This window comes from Halobacterium noricense, from assembly GCF_021233435.1.
Lineage (GTDB): Archaea > Halobacteriota > Halobacteria > Halobacteriales > Halobacteriaceae > Halobacterium > Halobacterium noricense.
Window position 1 is genome coordinate 2,010,329 of the sequence record NZ_CP089468.1, and the last position, 21,151, is coordinate 2,031,479.

At 63.9% G+C, this 21,151-nt stretch carries 21 protein-coding genes and 1 pseudogene; 8 read left to right on the forward strand and 14 right to left on the reverse strand.

Annotation, left to right across the window (positions count from 1 at the left end):
• Window positions 1–20: 20 nt before the first annotated feature.
• The 5 genes from hisD to LT974_RS10630 all read right to left on the reverse strand — a co-directional run bounded on the left by hisD (window position 21) and on the right by LT974_RS10630 (window position 5,895).
• The gene (gene hisD, locus LT974_RS10605) at window positions 21–1,301 is read right to left on the reverse strand and encodes a histidinol dehydrogenase (RefSeq protein ID WP_232587643.1); all 1,281 of its coding nucleotides are present in this window, start codon (window positions 1,299–1,301) and stop codon (window positions 21–23) included.
• Between the two features lie 60 nt (window positions 1,302–1,361).
• Complete coding sequence (locus LT974_RS10615; RefSeq protein ID WP_408611682.1) at window positions 1,362–3,002, reverse strand: SufS family cysteine desulfurase; 1,641 nt, start codon at window positions 3,000–3,002, stop codon at window positions 1,362–1,364.
• 186 nt (window positions 3,003–3,188) lie between these two features.
• The gene (locus LT974_RS10620) at window positions 3,189–4,739 is read right to left on the reverse strand and encodes a TrkH family potassium uptake protein (RefSeq protein WP_232587644.1); all 1,551 of its coding nucleotides are present in this window, start codon (window positions 4,737–4,739) and stop codon (window positions 3,189–3,191) included.
• A 42-nt stretch (window positions 4,740–4,781) separates the two neighbouring features.
• Window positions 4,782–5,492 carry a potassium channel family protein gene (locus LT974_RS10625; protein WP_232587645.1) on the reverse strand — a complete coding sequence of 237 codons (711 nt, stop codon included), beginning with the start codon at window positions 5,490–5,492 and terminating at the stop codon, window positions 4,782–4,784.
• A 55-nt stretch (window positions 5,493–5,547) separates the two neighbouring features.
• On the reverse strand, window positions 5,548–5,895 hold the full coding sequence (locus tag LT974_RS10630; RefSeq protein ID WP_232587646.1) for a hypothetical protein: 348 nt from the start codon (window positions 5,893–5,895) through the stop codon (window positions 5,548–5,550).
• A gap of 256 nt (window positions 5,896–6,151) precedes the next feature.
• Between LT974_RS10630 and LT974_RS10635 the strand changes: the two genes are divergently transcribed.
• The 5 genes and pseudogenes from LT974_RS10635 (at window position 6,152) to LT974_RS10655 (ending at window position 9,636) form a co-directional block, all read left to right on the forward strand.
• Window positions 6,152–6,895, forward strand: a complete 744-nt coding sequence (locus LT974_RS10635; RefSeq protein WP_232587647.1) for an Lrp/AsnC family transcriptional regulator — start codon at window positions 6,152–6,154, stop codon at window positions 6,893–6,895.
• A 354-nt stretch (window positions 6,896–7,249) separates the two neighbouring features.
• Complete coding sequence (locus tag LT974_RS10640) at window positions 7,250–7,624, forward strand: helix-turn-helix domain-containing protein (RefSeq protein WP_232587648.1); 375 nt, start codon at window positions 7,250–7,252, stop codon at window positions 7,622–7,624.
• 3 nt (window positions 7,625–7,627) lie between these two features.
• Window positions 7,628–7,956 (forward strand): annotated as a pseudogene (locus tag LT974_RS10645) (hypothetical protein).
• Window positions 7,957–8,477: 521 nt separating this feature from the next.
• Window positions 8,478–9,107: a DUF7437 domain-containing protein gene (locus LT974_RS10650; RefSeq protein ID WP_232587650.1), complete on the forward strand. Its 630-nt coding sequence runs from the start codon at window positions 8,478–8,480 to the stop codon at window positions 9,105–9,107.
• Complete coding sequence (locus LT974_RS10655) at window positions 9,100–9,636, forward strand: hypothetical protein (protein WP_232587651.1); 537 nt, start codon at window positions 9,100–9,102, stop codon at window positions 9,634–9,636. Before LT974_RS10650 ends, LT974_RS10655 begins: the two co-directional genes overlap by 8 nt.
• Window positions 9,637–9,890: 254 nt before the next feature.
• Here the strand turns inward: LT974_RS10655 and LT974_RS10660 are convergent, their stop codons facing one another.
• The 4 genes from LT974_RS10660 to LT974_RS10675 form a co-directional block, all read right to left on the reverse strand.
• Window positions 9,891–11,165 carry an IS4 family transposase gene (locus LT974_RS10660; RefSeq protein ID WP_232590237.1) on the reverse strand — a complete coding sequence of 425 codons (1,275 nt, stop codon included), beginning with the start codon at window positions 11,163–11,165 and terminating at the stop codon, window positions 9,891–9,893.
• A 387-nt stretch (window positions 11,166–11,552) separates the two neighbouring features.
• The gene (locus LT974_RS10665; protein WP_232587652.1) at window positions 11,553–11,897 is read right to left on the reverse strand and encodes a DUF3368 domain-containing protein; all 345 of its coding nucleotides are present in this window, start codon (window positions 11,895–11,897) and stop codon (window positions 11,553–11,555) included.
• Window positions 11,898–12,032: 135 nt separating this feature from the next.
• Window positions 12,033–12,278: a UPF0175 family protein gene (locus LT974_RS10670; protein ID WP_232587653.1), complete on the reverse strand. Its 246-nt coding sequence runs from the start codon at window positions 12,276–12,278 to the stop codon at window positions 12,033–12,035.
• A 462-nt stretch (window positions 12,279–12,740) separates the two neighbouring features.
• Complete coding sequence (locus LT974_RS10675; RefSeq protein WP_232587654.1) at window positions 12,741–12,968, reverse strand: hypothetical protein; 228 nt, start codon at window positions 12,966–12,968, stop codon at window positions 12,741–12,743.
• 101 nt (window positions 12,969–13,069) lie between these two features.
• Here LT974_RS10675 and LT974_RS10680 point away from each other — a divergent pair, with 101 nt between their 5' ends.
• Window positions 13,070–14,017, forward strand: a complete 948-nt coding sequence (locus tag LT974_RS10680; RefSeq protein ID WP_232587655.1) for a D-2-hydroxyacid dehydrogenase — start codon at window positions 13,070–13,072, stop codon at window positions 14,015–14,017.
• Here the strand turns inward: LT974_RS10680 and LT974_RS10685 are convergent.
• The 3 genes from LT974_RS10685 to LT974_RS10695 form a co-directional block, all read right to left on the reverse strand.
• Entirely contained in the window at window positions 14,014–14,838 is an 825-nt protein-coding gene (locus LT974_RS10685) for a hypothetical protein (protein WP_232587656.1), read from the reverse strand. The two genes, LT974_RS10680 and LT974_RS10685, sit on opposite strands and share 4 nt — an antisense overlap.
• A gap of 45 nt (window positions 14,839–14,883) precedes the next feature.
• Window positions 14,884–15,915 carry an aspartate-semialdehyde dehydrogenase gene (gene asd, locus LT974_RS10690; protein WP_232587657.1) on the reverse strand — a complete coding sequence of 344 codons (1,032 nt, stop codon included), beginning with the start codon at window positions 15,913–15,915 and terminating at the stop codon, window positions 14,884–14,886.
• Window positions 15,916–15,997: 82 nt separating this feature from the next.
• Complete coding sequence (locus LT974_RS10695; RefSeq protein WP_059057270.1) at window positions 15,998–16,177, reverse strand: 30S ribosomal protein S17e; 180 nt, start codon at window positions 16,175–16,177, stop codon at window positions 15,998–16,000.
• A 189-nt stretch (window positions 16,178–16,366) separates the two neighbouring features.
• On the opposite strand from LT974_RS10695, the gene priS reads away from it, so the two are divergent.
• Both priS and LT974_RS10705 read left to right on the forward strand, forming a co-directional pair.
• Entirely contained in the window at window positions 16,367–17,542 is a 1,176-nt protein-coding gene (gene priS / locus LT974_RS10700) for a DNA primase small subunit PriS (protein WP_232587658.1), read from the forward strand.
• Window positions 17,539–18,375 carry a DNA replication complex subunit Gins51 gene (locus LT974_RS10705; RefSeq protein WP_232587659.1) on the forward strand — a complete coding sequence of 279 codons (837 nt, stop codon included), beginning with the start codon at window positions 17,539–17,541 and terminating at the stop codon, window positions 18,373–18,375. Before priS ends, LT974_RS10705 begins: the two co-directional genes overlap by 4 nt.
• 167 nt (window positions 18,376–18,542) lie before the next feature.
• On the opposite strand, the gene LT974_RS10710 is transcribed toward LT974_RS10705, so the two are convergent.
• Window positions 18,543–20,816 carry a CDC48 family AAA ATPase gene (locus tag LT974_RS10710; RefSeq protein ID WP_232587660.1) on the reverse strand — a complete coding sequence of 758 codons (2,274 nt, stop codon included), beginning with the start codon at window positions 20,814–20,816 and terminating at the stop codon, window positions 18,543–18,545.
• On the reverse strand, window positions 20,813–21,064 hold the full coding sequence (locus tag LT974_RS10715) for a DUF7127 family protein (protein ID WP_230892800.1): 252 nt from the start codon (window positions 21,062–21,064) through the stop codon (window positions 20,813–20,815). Before LT974_RS10715 ends, LT974_RS10710 begins: the two co-directional genes overlap by 4 nt.
• Between the last annotated feature and the right edge of the window lie 87 nt (window positions 21,065–21,151).

A 21,151-nucleotide genomic window follows, 5' to 3' on the forward strand; every position in this document is an offset into this window, starting at 1 on the left:
CACAGGGCCGCCGCGACCGGTTACGAGTCGTCCTCGAAGCGCGCGTCCACGCTGGCCGCGTGCGCGTCGAGGCCCTCGGCGTCCGCGAGCGTCGTTACGGTCTCCCGGAGGTCCGCGAGCGCGCCCTCGTCGAGGCGCTGGACGGTCGTCGAGCGGAGGAATGTGTCCACGGAGAGCCCGCCCGCAACCTTCGCCTTCCCGTTCGTCGGGAGCACGTGGTTCGTCCCGGTAGCGTAGTCGCCCGCCGCGACGGGCGCGTACGGCCCGAGGAACACCGAGCCCGCGGAGTCGATGCGGTCCAGGAGTTCTTCGTCATTTTCCGCCTGAATCGAGAGGTGTTCGGCGGCGTACTCCTCGGCGAACAGCACGCCCTCGCTCATCGAGCGCGCGACGAATACGCCGCTGGCGTCGTTGTCGAGCGCCGCTCGAATCGTCTCGGTGCGCTCACGGTTCTCGATTCTATCCTCGACTTCCTCGCAGACCGCTTCGGCGGTCGCCTCGTCGTCGGTGACGACGACGACGCTGGAGTCGGGGTCGTGCTCGGCCTGCGCGAGCACGTCCGCGGCGACGTAGCCGGGGTCGGCGGTCTCGTCGGCAACCACCAGTAGCTCGGAGGGGCCGGCGAGGAAGTCGATGTCCACGTCGCCCCGGACTTCGGCTTTCGCCGCGGTGACGAACTTGTTTCCCGGGCCGACGATTTTCTGCACGCGGTCCACGGTCTCGGTGCCGTACGCCAGCGCCGCGACGGCCTGCGCGCCGCCGGAGGCGTACACGCGGTCCGCGCCCGCGACGTGCATCGCCGCCATCGTCACGGGGTTCAGTTCCTCGGCGGGCGGCGTCGCGACCGCGACCTGTTCGACGCCCGCGACCTTCGCGGGAATCACGCCCATCAGCACTGACGACGGGTACGCCGCGGTGCCGCCGGGCGCGTACACGCCGACGCGCTCGATGGGACGGAACCGACGGCCGAGTTCGCGGCCCTCGGAGAACTCGCGGCGCCAGTCCTCGGGCACCTGCGCCTCGTGGAACTCCCGGACGTTCGCAGCGGCATCCTCGATGGCCCCACGGGTCTCGTCGTCGAGTTCCTCGTACGCGCGCTCGGCTTCGTCCGTGACGTCGACGTTCCCCAGTTCCACGTCGTCGAACTCGCTGGCGTACTGGCGCAGCGCCACGTCGCCCTCCTCGCGGACGCGCTCGACGATGTCCCGGACCGTCGACCGGACCGATTCCACGCCGGCCGTGCGCTCGAACAGCGCGCGGCGGCGGTCCGGCCCGAGGTCCGCAACGGCTTCGTAGTCCATACGCGCCGTAGGGGCGGCCGGCGAAAAGGCGTTTCCATCCCGCCGGTCGAGTCCGTCGCGTCAGTCCGTCGCCGACTCGACGGCCTCGCACACGGCGTCGAGGTGTTCGGTCGCACCCGCACGAATCACGTCCTCCGGACCGACCACGCACTCTCTGCGTACGTCCGGGAACTGGCCTTCGAGCAGCTCCTCGACGCGGCCGTCGAGCTCCGCGAGCACCTCCACGGGCCGGCCTTCGAGGTCCGTAGCGAGCAGGCTGGCGACCGCGGTGGAGACCGCACACGACTGGCTCACGAACCCGATTTCGTCGATGGTGCCGTCGTCGGCGACGTCGACGTGGAACTCGCCGTCGTCCCCGCAACTGGTCTCCGCGGAGTGCTTGCGGAACGTCGGGTCGTCGAGCCTGCCAGCGTCCTGTCGGGTCAAGTGGTGGTCGTGGAGGCGGTCGTGATAGCGCTCGGATTCGAGGAGTGTGTCGCGCTTCGCGGCGGCGTCCTCGATGGCGTCCAGCAGCGCATCGACGTCCTCGCGCGTGTTGTAGACGTAGACGGACGCGCGCACCGACCCCGGAACGTCGAGAACGTCGTGGAGCGGCTGCGTGCAGTGGTCACCGGCCCGCACCGCGATACCGCGGTCGTCGAGCACCTCGGAGAGGTCGTGGCCGTGGACGCCGTCGACGTTGAACGACACGAGACCCGAGCGCTCGACGCCCGGCGGCGGGCCGTACGTCTCGACGTCGTCGCGCTCGGCGAGCTTTCCGAGGAGGTACTGCGCGAGGTCGTTCTCGTGCTCGCGGACGGCGTCCATCCCGAGGTCGTCGAGATAGTCGGCGGCCGCCGCGAGCGCGACGCCCTGTGCGATGGGCGGCGTGCCGGCCTCGAACTTCCACGGCAGGTCGTTCCACGTCGACTCGTCGAACGTGACGTGGCGAATCATCTCCCCGCCGAACAGGAACGGCTCCATCTCCTCCAGCAACTCCCGGCGGCCGTACAGGCAACCGATGCCGGTGGGCCCCGCCATCTTGTGTCCGGAGAACGCGAGGAAGTCCGCGCCGAGGTCGTCGACGTCCACGGGCCGCGTCGGCACCGACTGCGCGCCGTCCACGACGACCACGGCGCCCGCGTCGTGTGCGAGGTCTGCGAGTTCGCGGACGGGGTTGATAGTGCCGAGGACGTTCGAGACGTGCGCGACCGAGACCACTTCGACGTCGTCGTCGACGAGCTCCTTCGCGTGGTCGAGGTCGAGCGTGCCGTCCTCGTCGACGTCGACGTAGCGGAGTTCGGCGCCCGTCCGCTCGGCAATCTGTTGCCACGTCACCAGCGACGCGTGGTGTTCCATCTCCGTCGTGACCACCGCGTCACCGGGGCCGAGCCGCTGGGCGCTGAGGCCGTACGCCACGAGGTTCACGGCCTCGGTGGTGTTCTTCGTGAACACCAGTTCCTCGCGGCCGTCCGCGCCGACAAACTCGGCGAGGCGGTCGTGGGCGTCCTCGTAGGCGACTGAAGCCTCGTGGCTGAGCGTGTGGATGCCACGGTGAACGTTCGCGTTGTACTCGTCGTAATACTCCGCGAGTACTGACGACACCTGTTCGGGCGTCTGGGTCGTCGCCGCGTTGTCGAGGTAGACCAGCGGCTCGCCGTCGCCGACATCACGGTCGAGAATCGGGAAGTGCTCGCGTATCCTATCGGCGTCCCAACGCATACTACAAAACCGGCGTAGCTCGCCGATAAATCTAGGGGATCCGCCGACGCCAAGCGGCGATTCGAACCGACACCACGACGCCGACCGCTACGAAGAAGCCGCCGCGTCCCGGTCCACGTCGCCGTGATGCGGTCGAGTACCGCCTGCACGTCCGCGTCCGGTTCGTCGGCCCCAGTCGATGGTCGACTACCGGTAGAGGTCGAACCGCCGGAAAATCGCCCCGAGCAGCACGGCAACGGGGATGATTTCCAGACGCCCGACCCACATGTTGATAATCAACATCGCTTTCGCGGTGTCGGGCATTCCCGGCCCGGTGATGCCGGAGTCCAGCCCGACGTTGCTCTGCGCGCTCATCACGTCGAAAATCACGTACTCCAACGGATGGGCTGGGGAGAGCACTCGCAGGAGAACGGCGACGCCGATGGCCAGGAAGGTGATCCAGAGGACGAACACGACCGTTGCCTCGGTGTATTCGCGTTCCGCTTGCTGCTCACTGAGTTTGCGCTCGCCGATACGTAGATATCGAATCGCCGTGTTGGGCCGGAACACTTCCTGAATTTGCCAGATGGTCCCCTTGATGAGGGTAGCGACGCGAATCAGTTTGAGGCCGCTCGTCGTGGACCCGGCGGCTCCGCCGGTCAGCATCCCCAGACACGTCAGTAGCGTCGCGCCAGCGCTCCACACCGGTTCAGTCCCATCACCAATCGTCGCGCTCCCGAAGCCGGTGTTCGACGTCGCCGAGACGAACTGGAACAGACTCACACGGAACGACTCCTCCAGCGTGGCGTACTGGCCGTTAGCGTACAGAATTCCGGTTAGCCCGAGGGAGCCGGCGGCGAACCAGAGGAACACCCACCGCGTCTGGAGGTCCGCGTAGAAGTTCCGTAGCTCACCCTTGAACAGCAGGTAGTGAATTGGGAACGCAATGCTGCCCGCGACCATTATCGGAACTGTCGCGTACTCGATGAGCGGGCTGTCGTAGTATCCGATGGACGCCGCATGCACGGAGAACCCGCCCGTCGCAATTCCAGTCATGCCGTGGTTGATGGCGTCCCACAGCGGCATCCCAGCTACCAGGAAGAGGGCAATCGAACCGACAGTGAGCGCGACGAATATCTTCCAGATCTCTTGGACCGTCGTGACGATGCTCGGATGGATCTTCTCCGAGCGCGCTTCGCTCTCGTACAGCGTATACGACCCGCCCCCGCCACTTCGCCGGAGAATGGCGACGGTCAACACGATGACGCCGACGCCGCCGATCCACTCGATGAGCGACCGCCACCAGTGCAGCGACCGTGGAAGTTTCTCTTCGACGGCAGCCATCGTCAGGCCGGTCCCAGTAAAGCCGCTCATACTCTCGAAGACCGCGTCGAGCGGATGGAGGAATATCGCCGTCGTCGAATCCATTACTGGTGTATTCGCCCAGACGGGGAACGGGTCGACCTGAATCGTCCACGCGATGAGGACGAACGGCAGCCCACCGAGGACGCCCACGAGCGCCCACGCGCTCGCCGCAGTGACCATCGCGTCGCGTTTCTCCGGCGGCGCTGCATCTCGGTAGCGTCTGGCTAATCCGGTGCCGATTCCGGCCGTGATAACGGCGGAGGCGAGGAACGCGGGAATGGCGTAGAACTCGCGGTTGACGGCCGCCACGGCGATGGAAACGAGCATCATCAGTAACACTGCCTGTACGATGCGCCCGACGTCGCGTGCGACCGTGTCCGTCTCAATTCTCATAGAGTACCTGCAGTCGTGTCGCACTGAGTGGTATTGGACGGCTCACAGACCGATGCCGTTCGAGGAATCCTGTTCGTGGTCCTCGTAGTGGCCGAAGACGTCCGTCACGTCCGGTGTCGCGCCCTGTCCGGAGTAGACTGTCAAAAGGTCCCCCTGCTCGATACGAGTGTCACCTCGGGGCGTGATAGGAGCCTCTGTCTCGTCACGCTCGATTGCGACGACGAGGGTATCCTCGTCGAGTAACCCCTGTTGGTCCGCCTCACTGAGCGTCAGCCCGGCGATAGGTGCGTCTTCGGCAACCGTGATTTCGAACACTTCGGCGACGTCGCCGACGCGCATGTAATCGACGATAGACGGCCGTTCGACCGACCGGAACAGCGACTCCGCGATGAGACGCTGGGGGTTTTCCATCGTGTTCACGCCGATCTGGCGGAACAAGTTCATGTGCTCGGGGTTGTGGACCACGGAGACGATAGAGGGGATGTCCAGTTCTTGCGCGAGCAGCGAGACCATCACGTTCGTCGCGTCTTGGTCGGTCGTCGTGATGATAGCATCCGCGCGGTCCGCACCAGCGTCGTTGAGCGTCTCTTTGGACGTCACGTCCGCGTTCAACACCATACAATCGTACTCGCCGGCGACTTCGTCCGCACGGCCGGCGTGCTTCTCGATGACGACGACTTCGTAGCCCGCGTTCGTTGCGATTTCGATGAGCGGCGACCCGATGTCGCCAGCTCCGACGATGATTATGTACATGGTTAGCGTTCGCTATAGGGATGTGATCGGCTTTTCCGGCGGTATGCATCGCCGTTCATGATTCGTCTTCTTCGCCGTAGACTCGCCCGAGATAATGCCACCGGTACTTCCCCTCGCCACCGTCGATATCCGGCTCCCAGTTGACTCGGTACGCGAACGGGCCACGGTCTTCGCCCGTTTCGTCGGGGCGTTCGACGGCAGCGATTGTGTATGCACCGTGGTCCTCGATTCGAACGAGGTCTTCGTCCGGGCGTGATTCGATAGCGTCCGTTAGCGGTGGATGCGCTCGGAGGAGTTGTTGCGCGTAGTGAATGATTTCCCGGAGTTGCGCATCACTGCTTCCTTCGAGCGTCGTTGCGACGTCCGTCGGGATGCCGTCTGGACGTTCGATTTCAGGTGTCATGGATTGGACGGTCACTTCGGATGGATGCCGGTGGTCGAATCGGGCTGGTCTGTTGTGGGTTCGTCGTCGGCTACTCTCCTGCTAAATTGCCGACACCGAATAAGTATTGGCATTCAGTTTTTGAGGCGAAAATAGGAGAGAGTTAATATTCAACTTCCAGAATTCCACTCTGTGTTGTGATGGATGAGTAGCGACGCAGCGCTGTGGAGCGCTCAGGTATCGAGAATTAATTATGCGCTCCACGCCTAGTTCAAGTATGGAATATCGGGTTGACGAGATTGACAAGCGAATCCTCTATCACTTGGCGCGTGACGCCCGGAACACGACGGCCGCTGAAATCGCCGAGGAGATGGAGGTGACCGCAGCGACGATTCGGAACCGAATCCATCAACTCGAAGCGGAGGGCGTGCTGCGCGGGTATCTGGCGGACATCAACTACAAATCTATCGAGGGACGCGTCACCTACCAGTTCAGCTGTACGGCCCCGATTCCCGACCGCGACCGACTCGCCCAATCCGCACTAGAAGTCTCCGGCGTCATCTCCATCCGGGAGTTGATGACCGGACAGACGAACATCGCCGTCACGGCGGTCGGGTCCAACACTGACGATATCAGCCGCATCGCGGGCGAACTCTCGGATATCGGCTTAGAAATCGAAGACGAGAGCGTCGTCGAATCCGAGTACCACCAGCCGTACAATCCATTCGGCCCGGAAGACGTTCCTATGGGACCGTCACTGACTGATTTCATGAGTCTCGCCGGTGGCGCGGAAGTCGTCGAATTCACCGTCTCGGACGGGGCCACGGTCGCTGGACTCACTATCGAGGAGGCAGTCGAAGAAGGGTTACTGGCTGACGAAATGTTGGTCGTCGGCATCGAACGAGACGGTGACGTCCTGACGCCGAAAGGTGAGACCGTGATTCGAACCGGGGATGTCGTCTCGCTCTTCTCCAAGTCCGGGCTAGAGCAAGCAGCCCTAGAAGTGTTCGGCACCCAGTAGCGTGGCTACAACGGGGAGTTCCTCAACCCCTACAGCGATGGCTGAGAAATACGTGTCGACTGGTCGCCTCCCCCAACTGTATCGTTGACGAACTTTCTCTACAGAAACTCGAATCCACTGCATTCCGTTCCCGACCCGACGTGGAACTACCTAACTCCATTCGCGTGATGCAAATGGCCCAAAACCGCTCCTCGGCGGCGACTTCGTTCCCACCGCCTCGGCGGTAGACGCACGTTCGCCCGCCCGATAAAAGGTACGTGTGCGCCCGCGACACTACCGGGCGACAATCTACTAGTAGATCCGCATCCGAGGTACGGGAGTACATTCATTACGCCAGCACACCTAACGTGGCGTATGCCGGTGAGCATCGACGAGTTCGAATCGGGCGATCTGCCGGACGGCCCGACCGTGCCCGAGCAGGTAATCGTGTACCTGTACACGCACCGTGACACGGCGTTCACCCGGTCGGAGATTGCGACCGCCATCGACGGAGACCCGAACACGGTCGGCACAGCACTCACACGACTGAAGGAACGCGACCTCGTCCGTCACCGGGGGCAGTACTGGGCGCTTGCGGAGGACGAACAGCGAGTCGCCGCCGCGTACGACCTCCATAGCGTGAGCGTACGGCTCGACGAAGCCGACGCCGGAATCGATTCGGAGGAATGGGACGCCGTCGCCCCCGACCGGCCACATCCGAGCGAACAACCCTCGAACGAGGACGGGTGACTGATGGAGGTCGAACGCGGCGACGTCGTCAGGAGTGCTGATCCGTCAAACTCGGCACCGACCGCCAGCGACCGTGGCTCGTCGTGAACAACAGCACCCACCCGTTCGCCGACGAGCAGTACATCGCGGTCGCTGTCTCCACGAAAGCGTACGACGATTCAGTACAGCTCCGCGAGAAAGTCTGGAAGACTGGCGGTGTCCCACGAGAGTCGTTCGCCTCGCCGTGGGCAGTTCATTCGCCCCGGCGCGAGGACCTCGTCGCGTGGCAGGGTCGAGTAACGGACGAATTCGTCGACCGCGTCGTGGACGCGCTGGAGACGTATCTGCGGTAGTTCGAGATGTGCGCCCGCGACACTAACGATCGTGAATCTACTAGTAGGCTCAGCGAAAGTGGAATACGTACTCACAAGACGAGCTTGCCAATTAGCTCCCTTGCGCTGTTCTAGAACAGACCATCTTCCAGGATCACCGAGCGATTAGATCGCTAAGTACAGATGAAGCACACATCACCAGCATCCGTGCGAGCAAAGCGAGCGCGGTTTACCGCCGGAGCGGGGCGAAGCCCCGCGGAGGCGGCCTTTTTAGCGTAGGTTTTTGCGCCGAGAGGTTCCCACAGTGAGCGAAGCGAACGAGGAAACCCGAGGCGCAAAAAGGTACGTTCACGGCACACCCACTTACCGGCTGTTTCACCGTAGATAGTGATTGGGCAATATGATTTCAACAGAGCCGAATTTTTGTCCCCATCTATCGTCCGTTTCAAAACCCAATACGGGCGCTAGCTAGTGATTCATCAGAGCCGGCTGATTCGATATCCTCCCAAAGACTTTAGGACATAGTTCGCATACTATGGACTATGTCAAACGCGCCAACCCCAGTTCAGCCACCCGACGCGGGTCACACCGCTCACCGGTTTTTCGTCATTCAGGAATTACTGGGGACGTCTGATCTCGCGCGCTTCTACACCGATCTCTTGATTAACTCTCCAACAACGGTCACGGCAGCGCGTGAACGCCAAGGCTTCTCCAAGAGTACTGCCTACAAATACGCTAATAAACTGGCTGAGTTGGGTATCGCCGAAGAACTTGATGAGTACGAAGCCGGCTCAGCACTCTGGCGTGCCGACCCCGTGAGTGGAGACTGGACGGACGAAATAACTCTCGAACTCGGCCCCGCCATCATCGCCGTCTATGGAGCGACCAGCGTTGACGACGATCTCGAACTGTTCGTTGACCGGCACGGAAAAGCGGCACTCGCACCCGCGGTCATGGCGACGCTCACGTACCTGCAAGAAGAGACAACGCGTCGTGGCGTCGCGGACGAACTCGGAGTGCCTGCTGTGGAAGGTATCGCGGTCACCCAGGCGATAGAGCGGATCATCGCCGTGGTGAAAGACTACGATCCGACGCTCAGCGACAGTACGTTCCAGGTGGACGTTCACGATCGAGCAATCGAACAGGGACCGTACCAGCGCGCCGATGAGTGAGGAGCATCCGTCTCCGTTTCCGACGGCCCTCATTCTCGATACCAGCTTTCTTCGAACCATCGGGGGAACCGGAACTACTGCCTATCAAACATTCATTCAGTACGTCAAATCAGCGGATGTTGACCTCTATCTGACACCAGGTGTCGTGGAGGAACTCGCAGAACAACATGGATACATACGTATCGACTGGGTGGATCGAGCAGACACAACAGAATGGATCGCCGTAATCGACATCGTGGAGCCAGGAGTACGAGTACACGACGGACCGCGTGCTGGTCAAATCATGGACCGTGTCCATGAACGACTGGCTAAGTTTGAGCAGACCGACGCAGACAAGCTGCGGACGACAGATTCAGAACTACCAGCCGCTGCAGTCATGGTCCTTGGTTCAACATCGCATGACTCCGTTGGAATATTGATTGACGACCGAAACGCTGAACGGGCGATCACCGGGGTAATCGACAATACGTTCTATGAAGGACGCATTCGGGTGATTAGTATCTGGGACGCAATAGAGTATATCGAGTGAGGAAATCATAGAAGATTACTGGATGACTTAAGTAACGACAAGTATAGGTCAAGTAGTTTCCAATCCGGGCCGAACTAACTGATTGCTGCCAGTAATCCGGTGCTGACCTTAGGGCATATTTAGCACAGCTGAGAGAACGGCTCTCGTTCCTGAAAGCGGCACGAAGGTAGATTCACACGTTCACCAAATGGCCGATTCACGCCATACTAGCTGAAACAATACCGTGTAAAACCGGGCGGGACATTCGTCTTTAGCTAAGCCTCACACCTCGGTTGCGTAGCGGTAGCGAGCGTCTCTTGCAGTATCGGTCGTTGCTGGTGGATCTTCTGTGCGTCTTCGATCAGCCGCTCCAACAGCGGCGGTGGTGAGTAGCCGAGGAACTCACCGAGTTCGTGAAGAATGAGCTGGGCGTGCGACCGGAAGGTCGCCGCCCAGCGTTCCGGTGGAAACACGATCTCGTCGTCAGCCTGCTCGGTGACCAGATCCAACAACTCACGGCTCACTAGCAGCGACAGCAACGCCGCATACAGCAAAATCTCCACCACAACAGGGTTGCTCGTGTCGAACTCATCTAGTTCGTATTGCGTCTTCAACTCACGAAACAGCGTTTCTACCTCCCATCGACACCGATACAGCGTCCCTAGATCTGCCGGGAGAAACTCTTCTCTCGGTAGATTTGTGATGTACAGATGGTAGTCGTCGGCGTCCTCGTCCCGGACGCCGACGACGCGGAACCGCTTCGTGTCTAGCGACCGTGTTCCCTCGTACTGACCCCGCTTGAACTCCGCTTCGACCTCTACGTCAATGTACTCCCGCGAGAGATCACCGACTACGTCGTGGATCTTCTCCTCTTCCAAGGGAATGGCGCGCCCGCGCCATTCCCGTAACTCCTCTGTTATCACCGGATTCGCGTTCTGCTTCAACCGGCTCACAAAGTAGCCGTCGTTCTCGTCGATCAGCGCAAAGCGGCGGTACTTGAAGTACGCTAGGTCAAACAAAACCAGCCGTCCATGCAGCCACGACCCCGTCTTGAACAACGTGCTGTCGTGCGCTTTTTCATCGGTCACGTCAATCCGTTCAATCGTCTGGTCGGTGGCATTGTGGAGCAGGTGGAGCTTCGCTCCAGCCTGCTCCTCGTGGCGAGCTTGGAACTCGTCGGAAAGGAACTCGTGCAACCGCAGCACCGTTCCATCAGCGATCATCACGTCTCTAAATCGGTCGATATCAGCGTCAACAGCGTCGGGAACAGCGACCTCGTCGAGACCACGCTCGACGAGGTCGCGGAGATACTCTGCAAGTGACGGCGTCAGCCGGTGATAGAAGCCACCGGGAGAGATCGTCTCATCGGCTGTGGAGTTGTAGCTACGTCTGAACCCAGCGAGTGTTCGGCTCTCTCCTGTGGCGAAGCCGAACACGAGCGCCCATACGAGGACGGGAATCTGAAGCTTGCCCTCGCGTTCGACCACGCCGAGTTCCTCGGCGTGCTCTTCGAGGAACTCAGAAGGAAACAGTGTAGTAAGACGACGCATGATTCTCGATGAGGAGGCGTCTTGGTGCACACTTGCCGCCTCCTCGTTCCTCTCAAAAAGTATCCTCGATAAGCCGCTGCTGTCACGCGGTTCCTCGCTTAGCTAAAGACGAATGCCGGGCGGGAGTAAGCGTGAGTCCCGTCGCTGCGCACGTCGTCGAGACCGGTCAGTCCCCTGATTCCCTCGCCGACTAGCTCGCTCGTCCCACGGAACCGAACGGCCTCATCGTGTGATCACTCCTAAACCCCAAATTCTCCCCGTAGAGACCATATACGACTGACTACGCAATCGGGAAATGTGCGCCCGCGACACTACCGGGCGAGTTTCTACTAGTAGGCTCGATGGAAATGGAATTGGGTGACAGAGGCGGTCTATTCGTCGAGAACACTACTGATTGGTTTCGCAGAGAATCTGTTCGTAGAGGTCGTCGGAAATCCAAAATCCGGCTTCACGGAGGGCGTCCAGTTCGTGTTCCAGATTCACTGCTCCGGTCTTCGCTCCGCGAAGCAGAATGCCGATCGCGCCCGTGACGTTCAGGTCGTGTCTGCGGGCGACGCGCCGGCCGTCTTGCTCGTCAAGCAGCACGAGGTCGGCGTCCTGTTCGACCGCATGGCAGATTGCGGCCGTTTCACCCGAATCGAGCTCGTGGAAGATTTCGACGAACAGGTCAGAGCGCTCCACCTCGACGAGCTTCAGAAATCCGTCGTTCTGCAACTCCCTGAGCGCTTCCAATCCTCCTCTCCGTCGGTGAGTTCACTCCAGACCTGGCGCGGTATCGTGGTTTCGGAGAACTGTGACTGGAGCAGGTCGAGCCGATCGATGAGTGCGAGGTTCAGAAGTGGGGACGTGTCCGAGACGACAAGCCCATTATTCGGCATACTCGAGGTCTTCGGCCAACTCCCGTTCACCGTAGTGCCGGGGAATCTCGCGCTCCCCGAGGAGGGCCTGAAACTCCCGCTCCGAGAGGCCCGCCAGTGTACGCGCCTTCCCGAACGAGAGGACGTCACGAGCGTACAACGAGACCGCCAGCTCTCGCTTCATCGCAGGCGAGCGCTCCCCTTCCGGGAGCTGTAACGCCTCGTAGACATCGTCGTCGATCTCAATCGTCGCCATATCCGAATGTAGGCGTACGGGATTCTTGAGTGTTTGGCTGAATTCGGCGACGAACGTAGCGAGCGCTGAGAGACTGGATGTACGCCCGCGACACTAACGACCGACCTCATCCGTGGGCGGCGTGCCCCGTTGGCCGGGAAACCCTCGTGGCGGGCGGGGGCTTCCGACGGAAGCCCCGATTGGCGAAGCGGCGGTAGCCGCTGAGCCGGGCAGCCTCGTTGAGGCCGCCAATTGCCGAAGCGGCGATAGCCGCTGAGGCGGGAGTGCTCTACGAGCACTCCGAATGGCGAGGCGGTTCACACCGGCTCGCTGCGTGGTGTGTGACGCCACCAGCCGGGCAGCCGTCGGGCTGCCGGTGTGTCGCACGCCGGGGTTCTCCGAGCGGTCATCGCGTCCGCATGGACAGACTCGGCTGGGGACAAACGGCGCGCGTGGGGTCTAGGCGGCCGCGTAGAAAGAGGGTTACGCCTCTGCCGTCTCGGTGAGCGCGTACACCTGTTCTTTGGTCTCGCAGAGCCCGCAGACGCATTCGGCGAGGCTGGCGTCGTCGAGTTCCGCGAGCGCGTCCGCAGCGTCGGCTTCCGAGAGGCGAGCCTCCTCGGCCACTTCGGCCGGGGAGAGCGGGCCGCAGTTGTCGAGCACGACGCGCGCGAGTTTCGCCGCGCACGACAGTGCCTCGGACTCACTCATCGCTTCCGCGTAGTTGATACGAGCCAAAAACCCTTCGTAAAGCGGCGAGTAGGGTTCCCGTCGCACAACGCTTAGGGTGGTCGCCGCCGACGAGCGAGGCGATGCCAGACATCACAGTACTGCGGACGGGTGCCCACGGCACCCCGATGTCGGAGTACGCCGCCGCGCTGCGCGACTGCCTCCCCGAGCAGGACATCGCGCTCGCGCGGACGCCGGCCGACGAGCGCGAACTCGTCGCGGACGCTCGCGTGGTGACGGGCGGCGACATCGACGAGGAACTGCTCGCACGAGCCGAGAAACTAGAGCTGTTCGCTGGCGCGTACGCCGGCTACGAGCATCTGCCGTTGGACGCGTTCCGGTCCCGGGACATCGCGGTGACGAACGCCGCGGGCGTGCACGCGCCGAGCGCTGCCGAGCAAGTGCTCGGGTACGTGTTGACGTTCGCGCGCAGTCTCCACGAAGGGTGGCGACGCCAGCAGAACCGCGAATTCCGCCACTATCAGGCGTACGAGCTGAAGGATTCGACGGTCACCGTCGTCGGCCTCGGTGCCATCGGGCAGGGCATCGTCCAGCGCCTCCAGGGGTTCGACGTGGACACCATCGGCGTGCGGTACACGGCCGAGAAGGGCGGCCCGACGGACGAGGTTATCGGGTTCGACGACGAGGCGCTCCACGACGCGTTCGCGCGCACCGACTACCTCGTGCTGGCGTGCCCGCTCTCGGATACCACGCGGAACCTCGTCGACAGGGAAGCACTCGACACGCTGCCGCCGGAGAGCGTGCTCGTGAACGTCGCACGCGGCGGCGTCGTCGACACGGACGACCTCGTCTCCGCGCTGCGCCAGGAGCACATCCGCGGTGCCGCGCTCGACGTCACCGACCCCGAGCCGCTCCCCGAAGACCACCCGCTGTGGACGCTCGAAAACGTCGTCGTGACCCCCCACACGGCCGGACAGACCCCCCAGTACTGGGACCGCCTCGCCGACATCCTCGCGACGAACGTCCCGCGCCTCGATACCGACGAGGAACTGCGCAACCGCGTCGCCTAACCCTCGACGTAGCCCAGCCAGACGAACAGCGCGCCGAAGAACCCCGCGAACACCGCGACGTAGCCGCCGATAATCGTCGCGTCCCCGGATTCGGTGAGCGCGAAGTACGCGAACGCCGCGGCGAGCGCGAACGACCCGACGCCGAACGCGTACAGCGTTCGCGTAATCGTCGGGTTCCGGGAGTTCGCCGGCGGTTCCGCCTCGCTCGATTCGAGAGCGGTTCGGACGCGGTCGGCGTCCTCGCGGGGAACCGTGACGATTCGCGGGTCTGACGCGCCGCCCGCACCATCGTGATAGCGAACGCGTAGCACCGAGACCGGTCCGAGGTCGTACTGGCGGACGTCGTCGACGGCTGCGAGCGATACTTCGCGGTCGTTCGCTTCGAAGACGCCCTCGGCTGTGTCCACGCACCCGTCGCTCCGCAGCGCCGCGGCGAGCGGGAGGCAGGCGAAGACGGCGACGAGGATGCAGGCGTAGACGACCTGCGACGGGACGTCGAGCGCGAGGAGTGCGCCGAGGAACGCGGCCCAGCCGACGCTCGCGGCGAGCAGTTCGCGGCCGGAGGCGAACTCCGGGAAGCCGCCTTTGTTGCTGCGCGCGAGCGCGGTGTGGGTCGCCAGCCGGCGCGCGCCGAGCAGGCCGAACGCCAACAGTATCGCGAGGACGGCGAACTCGCCCGCGAGCAGCGAGCCGGCGACGACGACCGCGGCGAGCGCGGCGACGAGCACGAACAGCCCACCGATAGCACCGAACGCGACGAGCGCGAGCGCGCGCAGCAGCCGGCTCGTCTCGACTGTGTACGTCCACTCGATGCGAGTCACGACAGGCGGTTCGCGGGACCAGCGGTTAAAACGAACGGGGGCGTCTCAGACCCAGCCTTCGCTGGCGAGCAGTTCGCCGTTGAGGAGGCTCGCGCCGGCGGCGCCGCGGATGGTGTTGTGCGCGAGGCAGTTGTACTGGATGCCCGTGTCAGTCTTCTGGATGCCGCCCGCCGCGACCGCCATCCCGCCGCCGAGCATGCGGTCGAGGCGCGGCTGCGGGCGGTCGGGCTCCTCGAAGACGTGCACGAGCTGGTCGGGCGCGCTCGGCAGGTCCAGCGTCGGCGCGTCCTCGAAGGCTTCGGCGACCTCGGCGGGCGTCGGCTCGTCGCGGGTCTCCACGAAGACGTTCTCCAGGTGACCGTCCAGCGTCGGGATGCGGTTGCAGGAGGCGGAGACGCTGGCGTCATTCCAGGAGACCTCGGTGTCCGTGAACTCGCCGAGGAGCTTCCGGGACTCGGTCTCCATCTTCGCTTCCTCGCCGCCGATGTGCGGGACCGCGTTGTCGATGATTTCCATCGACGTCACGCCCGAGTAGCCCGCGCCCGAGACGGCCTGCAGCGTCGAGACGTGGACGCGTTCGAGGCCGAACTGGCGCAGCGCAGCGAGCGTCGGCACCATCGTAATCGTCGAGCAGTTCGGGTTCTTCACGAGCGCGCCGTCCCACCCGCGCTCGTCGCGCTGGACGTCGATGAGGTCGAGGTGGTCGGCGTTCACTTCGGGAATCACGAGCGGGACGTCGTCGGCCGCCCGCGCGTTACTCGAATTCGAGGAGACGACGAACCCGGCCTCGCAGAGCGCGGGTTCGACGCGCTCGCCGACGCTGGAGGGCAGCGCGGAGAACAGGAGGTCGGTGTCGTCGGGAATCTCGTCCGGGTCGGTGTCGTGGACCTCGACGTCCGCCACGTCCTCGGGAATCGGCGTATCGAGACGCCACTTCGCCGCTTCGCGGTATCGCTTCCCCGCGCTCTCCGGGCTCGCGGTGAGTACTGAGAGTTCGAACTCCGGGTGGCCGTCCAGCAACTGAATGAATCGCTGGCCGACCGCGCCAGTCGCTCCGAGTACGCCGACAGATGTCATACCCCACTCTCAGAACCGGGTAGTGAAACCCCTTCGGGTCGTGGAAAATTCGGCACGTTCCCCGGCGCACGCCGCAGGAAAACTACTCGCGCTTGTGCGTGATGTAGCCCGCGATGCGGTTGCGGACCGGCTTCGACTCCACGTTCGTGAGCTCGGTGACGGCTTCCTTGTTGTGCTCGAAGTCTTCGCGGCTGAACGCGTCGGGGTATCGCTCCATGAGGATGTTCCCCGTCTTCTTGACGTAGTCGGGCTTGATGGCCATACGGTCTGGTTCATTCGCCGTGCGTTAAAAGGATTCGTTTCACGAGCACGACTCGGCCTCTGGCGGAGGGGTGCGAGTGGGCGACGCTAACACCTTCGCCACCTCGACGTTGCTGTCGGGGCAAGCCAACCCACACAGACGAGAGAGACGACACGCATTTACCCGCGGTCGGCGTACGCGTTTCCCGCTATGGAGGAACGGACCCGCGCGTATCTCCGGGGGCGTTTCGGCGACTTCTATCGCCGCTCGGAGGTACAGCTCCCGCCGCGCGCCGACGACCGCGAGTGGGGGTACATTCCGTGGACGTCGGGGCCGGACACGACGATGGTCCGGCACAAGTCCACGCTCGATTTGGGGAACACGTCGGCGTTCCTCGAACGGGAGCGACCCCGCCACGTCTACTTCTCGGCGGGGTTCTACGAGACGCCGGGTGCGTCGACGATGGAGCAGAAGAACTGGCTGGGCTCCGATTTGGTCTTCGACCTTGACGCCGACCACTTGCCGAGCGTGACGCTCGGCGAGGACACGTACGCGCAGATGCTCGCGAAGTGCAAGGACGCGCTCTACCGGCTGTTGGACTTCCTCGAACGCGACTTCGGCTTCGAGGACCTGACAGTGACATTCTCCGGCGGCCGCGGCTACCACGTACACGTTCGTGACGAGGGCATCCACGACCTCGAACGCGAGCAGCGCCGGGAAATCGTGGACTACGTCCGCGGGAACGAACTCGAACTCGACTCGCTCGTACGCGAGGAGACCGTCGAGGGACTCGGGCTGAAGAATCCGACGAACAAGCGCGTGCTCCCCGCGGACGGCGGGTGGGGGCGACGCGTCACCGAGCGCCTCGGCGAGTTCGCCGACGACCTGCTCGAACGCGGCGAGGACGACGCCGTCGAGTACCTCTCCGGGATGGAGGGCATCGGCGAGAAGTCCGCGCGCGCCATCTACAACGCCGTCGCGAACAACACCGAGGCGGTGCGCGCGGGCAACGTCGACGTGCATCCGGCGTTCCTGAAGGTCGCGCGGAAGTACGTCGCGGAGACCGTCGAGGCCGAGAACGCGCCCATCGACGAGCCCGTGACGACGGACACGAATCGCCTGATTCGGCTGCCAGGAACGCTGCACGGCGGGAGCGGCCTGCAGGTCCAGCGGCTCACTCGGGAGCAACTGGACGACTTCGACCCGCTGGTGGACGCCGTCCCGGAGACGTTCGTCGGCCACGACATCACCGTCGACGTCCAGGAGGAGCGCACGCTGGAACTGCTCGGGGAAACGCTTACGGTGCGACCGGGCGTCGTCTCGGTCCCAGAGTACGCGGGCGTCTTCCTGATGGCCCGCGGCACCGCGGAGAAAGCCAAGCAATGAACCTCGAAGACTTACGGGCGGCCCAGACCCGGGAGCGCGCGACCGACGGCCTCCAGGAGCTTCGGGACTCGTTCTACGCCGACGTCGCGGCGTACATCGCGGAGCTCAAGGACCGCCGGGAGGCCGCCGCGAGCGCGGCCGACGACCCGTTCGGCGACCCCGAGGTCCAGGAGCTCACGGACAAGGTCGAGACTGCCGAGCAGGTCGCGGAAGCCATCTACGAGCGCCGCATGGGCAAGCTCGTCAAGCAGGCGAGCCTCGCGGCTGCGGGGATGCCCGACGACGCCGAAGGGCTCACCGACGAGGAGCGCGCCCTGTACGGCGACCTCGTCGAGCGCATCGAGTCCAACAAGAACCACGTGCTCGACGTCATCTCCGGGGACGCCGAACCGACGAGCGCCGAATCGGCGGATTCCGACACGGGACCGCTCGGCGACGCCACCGGCCGGACGCCGACGGACCCGACGCCCGAATCCGCCGAGGATTCGTCTGCGGCAGCCGCGATGGGTGGCGGACTCGACGACGCGGACGCGGAGCCAGCCCCCGAGCCGGACGCTGGCGAGGACCTCCCCGAATCAGACCGCGTGCCTGCCGAGCCTCCCGAAGCCGTCGCCGAGGATCTCGAACGCGTCGCCGACGACGAGCAGCCGGACGAAGATACGGAATCCGACGGGGACGTGGCCCGGACGAAGGTGCGCGTGACCGACGACGTCGGCGAGATTTTCGGCGTGGACGAACGCCCGTACACGCTCGAAGCCGAGGACATCGTGACGCTCCCGGAGGAGAACGCGAAGCCGCTCGTCGAGAAGGACGCCGCCGAGAAACTGGACTGACGGCGTCTCAGTACCGAAACTGCATTCTACCGAGAATAGCGTCGCGGCCGTTCAAGCGGAGTGAACAGCGAAAGGAGTGGGTTAGTTAGCAGCATACGCGCGGCGGAGCCGCGCGTTTCACCGCTCGCCGTACGCGAGCGGGCTTTTTTAGCGCAAAAAAGGTACTACTACTGGAACGCCCCGGGGGTCGTGGGTTCTTCGTCCTCGGGGGCGGCGGCTTTCTCGAATTTCTCTTCGAGTTCGTCGTACTGTTCGCGGACGTCCTCGTCGACGCTCGGCGTGATGTCCGAGAGCGCTTCCTCGAAGTGCTCGGCAGTGATGCGGACGTTGCCGACGGATTCGATGGCTTCCTCGGGATCGACGGAGTTGATGAACTCCCGGGTGGCGTTCATCGTGGCTTCGCGGACGAGCGCTTCGACGTCCGCGCCGACGAAGTTCCCGGTCTCGCTGGCGAGGTAGTCGAGGTCGACGTCGTCAGCCAGCGGCTTGTTCCGGGTGTGGACTTCGAGGATGGCGCGGCGTGCGTCCTCGTCCGGGACGGGGACGTGGACGTGGCGGTCCAGGCGGCCCGGGCGGAGCAGCGCGCTGTCGATGAGGTCGGGGCGGTTCGTCGTCGCGACGACCACCACGTCCTCCAGTTCCTCGATGCCGTCCAGTTCCGTGAGGAGCTGGCTGACGACGCGTTCGCCGACGCCGGAGTCGCCCATGTTGGCGCCGCGTTCGCCGGCGATGGAGTCGATTTCGTCGAAGAACACCACAGTAGGGGCGTTCGCGCGGGCCTTCTCGAAGACCTCGCGGACGCCCTTCTCGGACTCCCCGACGTACTTGTTGAGGAGTTCGGGGCCCTTCACGGAGATGAAGTTCGAGTTGGCCTCGTTGGCGACGGCCTTCGCGAGCAGCGTCTTCCCGGCGCCCGGCGGGCCGTACAGCAGCACGCCCTTCGCGGATTCGAGGTCCATGGATTCGAAGACCTCGGGGTAGTCGAGCGGCCACTGGATGGTCTCGCGGAGGCGTTCTTTGGTGTCTTCGAGGCCGCCGACCTGGTCCCAGGTGACGTCCGGGACTTCGACGAACACTTCGCGGAGCGCCGAGGGCTCGATGCCCTTCAGCGCGGCCTTGAAGTCGTCCTCGGTGACCTGGATGGATTCGAGGAGCTCGGCGTCGATTTCGTCGGCTTCGAGGTCGATTTCCGGGCGGACGCGCCGGAGCGCGTTCATCGCGGCTTCCTTCGCGAGGCTCTCGATGTCCGCGCCGACGAATCCGTGCGTGGATTCGGCGAACGCGTCGATGTCGATTTCCTCGGCGAGGGGCATGCCGCGCGTGTGAACCTGGAGAATCTCCGTGCGGCCCTCTTTGTCCGGGACGCCGATTTCGATTTCGCGGTCGAAGCGGCCGCCGCGGCGGAGCGCGGGGTCGATGGCGTCGACGCGGTTGGTCGCCGCGATGACCGTGACGTCGCCGCGCTCTTCGAGCCCGTCCATGAGGCTCAGCAGCTGGGCGACGACGCGGCGCTCAACGTCACCCTGCGTCTCGCTGCGCTTGGGCGCGATGGAGTCCAGTTCGTCGATGAAGACGATGGCGGGGGCGTTCTCCTCGGCCTCGTCGAAGACCTCACGGAGCTTCTCCTCGCTCTCCCCGTAGTACTTCGACATGATTTCGGGGCCGGAGATGGTCTGGAAGTGCGCGTCGATCTCGTTGGCGACGGCCTTCGCGATGAGCGTCTTCCCGGTGCCCGGCGGGCCGTGGAGGAGCACGCCTTTCGGCGGCTCGATGCCGAGTTGCTGGAACAGCTCTGGGTGGCGCATCGGCAGCTCAATCATCTCCCGGATCTGTTCGAGTTCGCGGTCGAGGCCACCGATGTCCTCGTAGGCGACGTTCGGCGTGCTGTCGCCGCCTTCGCCGGCGGGAGCGCCCGCGGCGATTTCCTCGGCGGGCTGCTCGGAGACCTGAATCTCGGTGTCGTTGCTCACGACGACCGTGCCGTCGGGATCCGTGTCGGCGATTTTGACGGGAATCTGCTGGCCGGAGACCGTGCTCATCCCGCCGAAACCGAAGGAGATGGGGATGGTCTGGCCGGTGGTGACGGGGCGGCCGCTCAGGCGGTCGCGCACCATCGGCGTGATGTCGCCGCGAACGCGGAGGTTCTGCGGGAGCGCGACCGTGACGGCGGTCGCGGGCTTGATGTCGGCGGGTTCGACGGCGACGTTGTCGTCGATGCCGACGTCGGCCTCCTGTCGGAGGCGGCCGTCGATGCGGACGATGCCCTCGCCCTCGTCTTCGGGGTAGCCCGGCCAGACGCGGGCGACGGCGCGACCCTGGTCGCTGCTGAGGACGACGTAGTCGCCGTTCTCGAGGTCGAGTTCGTCCATCGCCGCGCGGTCGATGGCGGCCAGTCCACGGCCTGCGTCCTTCTGCTTGAGCGGCTTGACCGTGAGTTTCATCGTTCCACCTCGACGGTGACGATGCCGTTGTTGATAAGCGCTTTCGCGACCGTGCCCGCGGGCACGTCGAACTCGTGCTGGTGCGGCTCGTCGTCGGTTTCGACGACGAGAATGACCGTCTCGTCGACGACGTCAATCGAGACCGCGTCGTCGGCAACCCCGAGGTCCGCGACGAGGACGGTTTCGTCGCCGTAGTCGAACCGTCGGGCCGGCGCATCGAGTTGCTCGGTGAAGGATTTGGGGTTCATTTGACTAACGTAAAGTTACCAGTGCACACGTATAAACTTACCGTCGGGCGGTGGGGGACGGTACGGCGATAGTGCGACAGGTAGAAT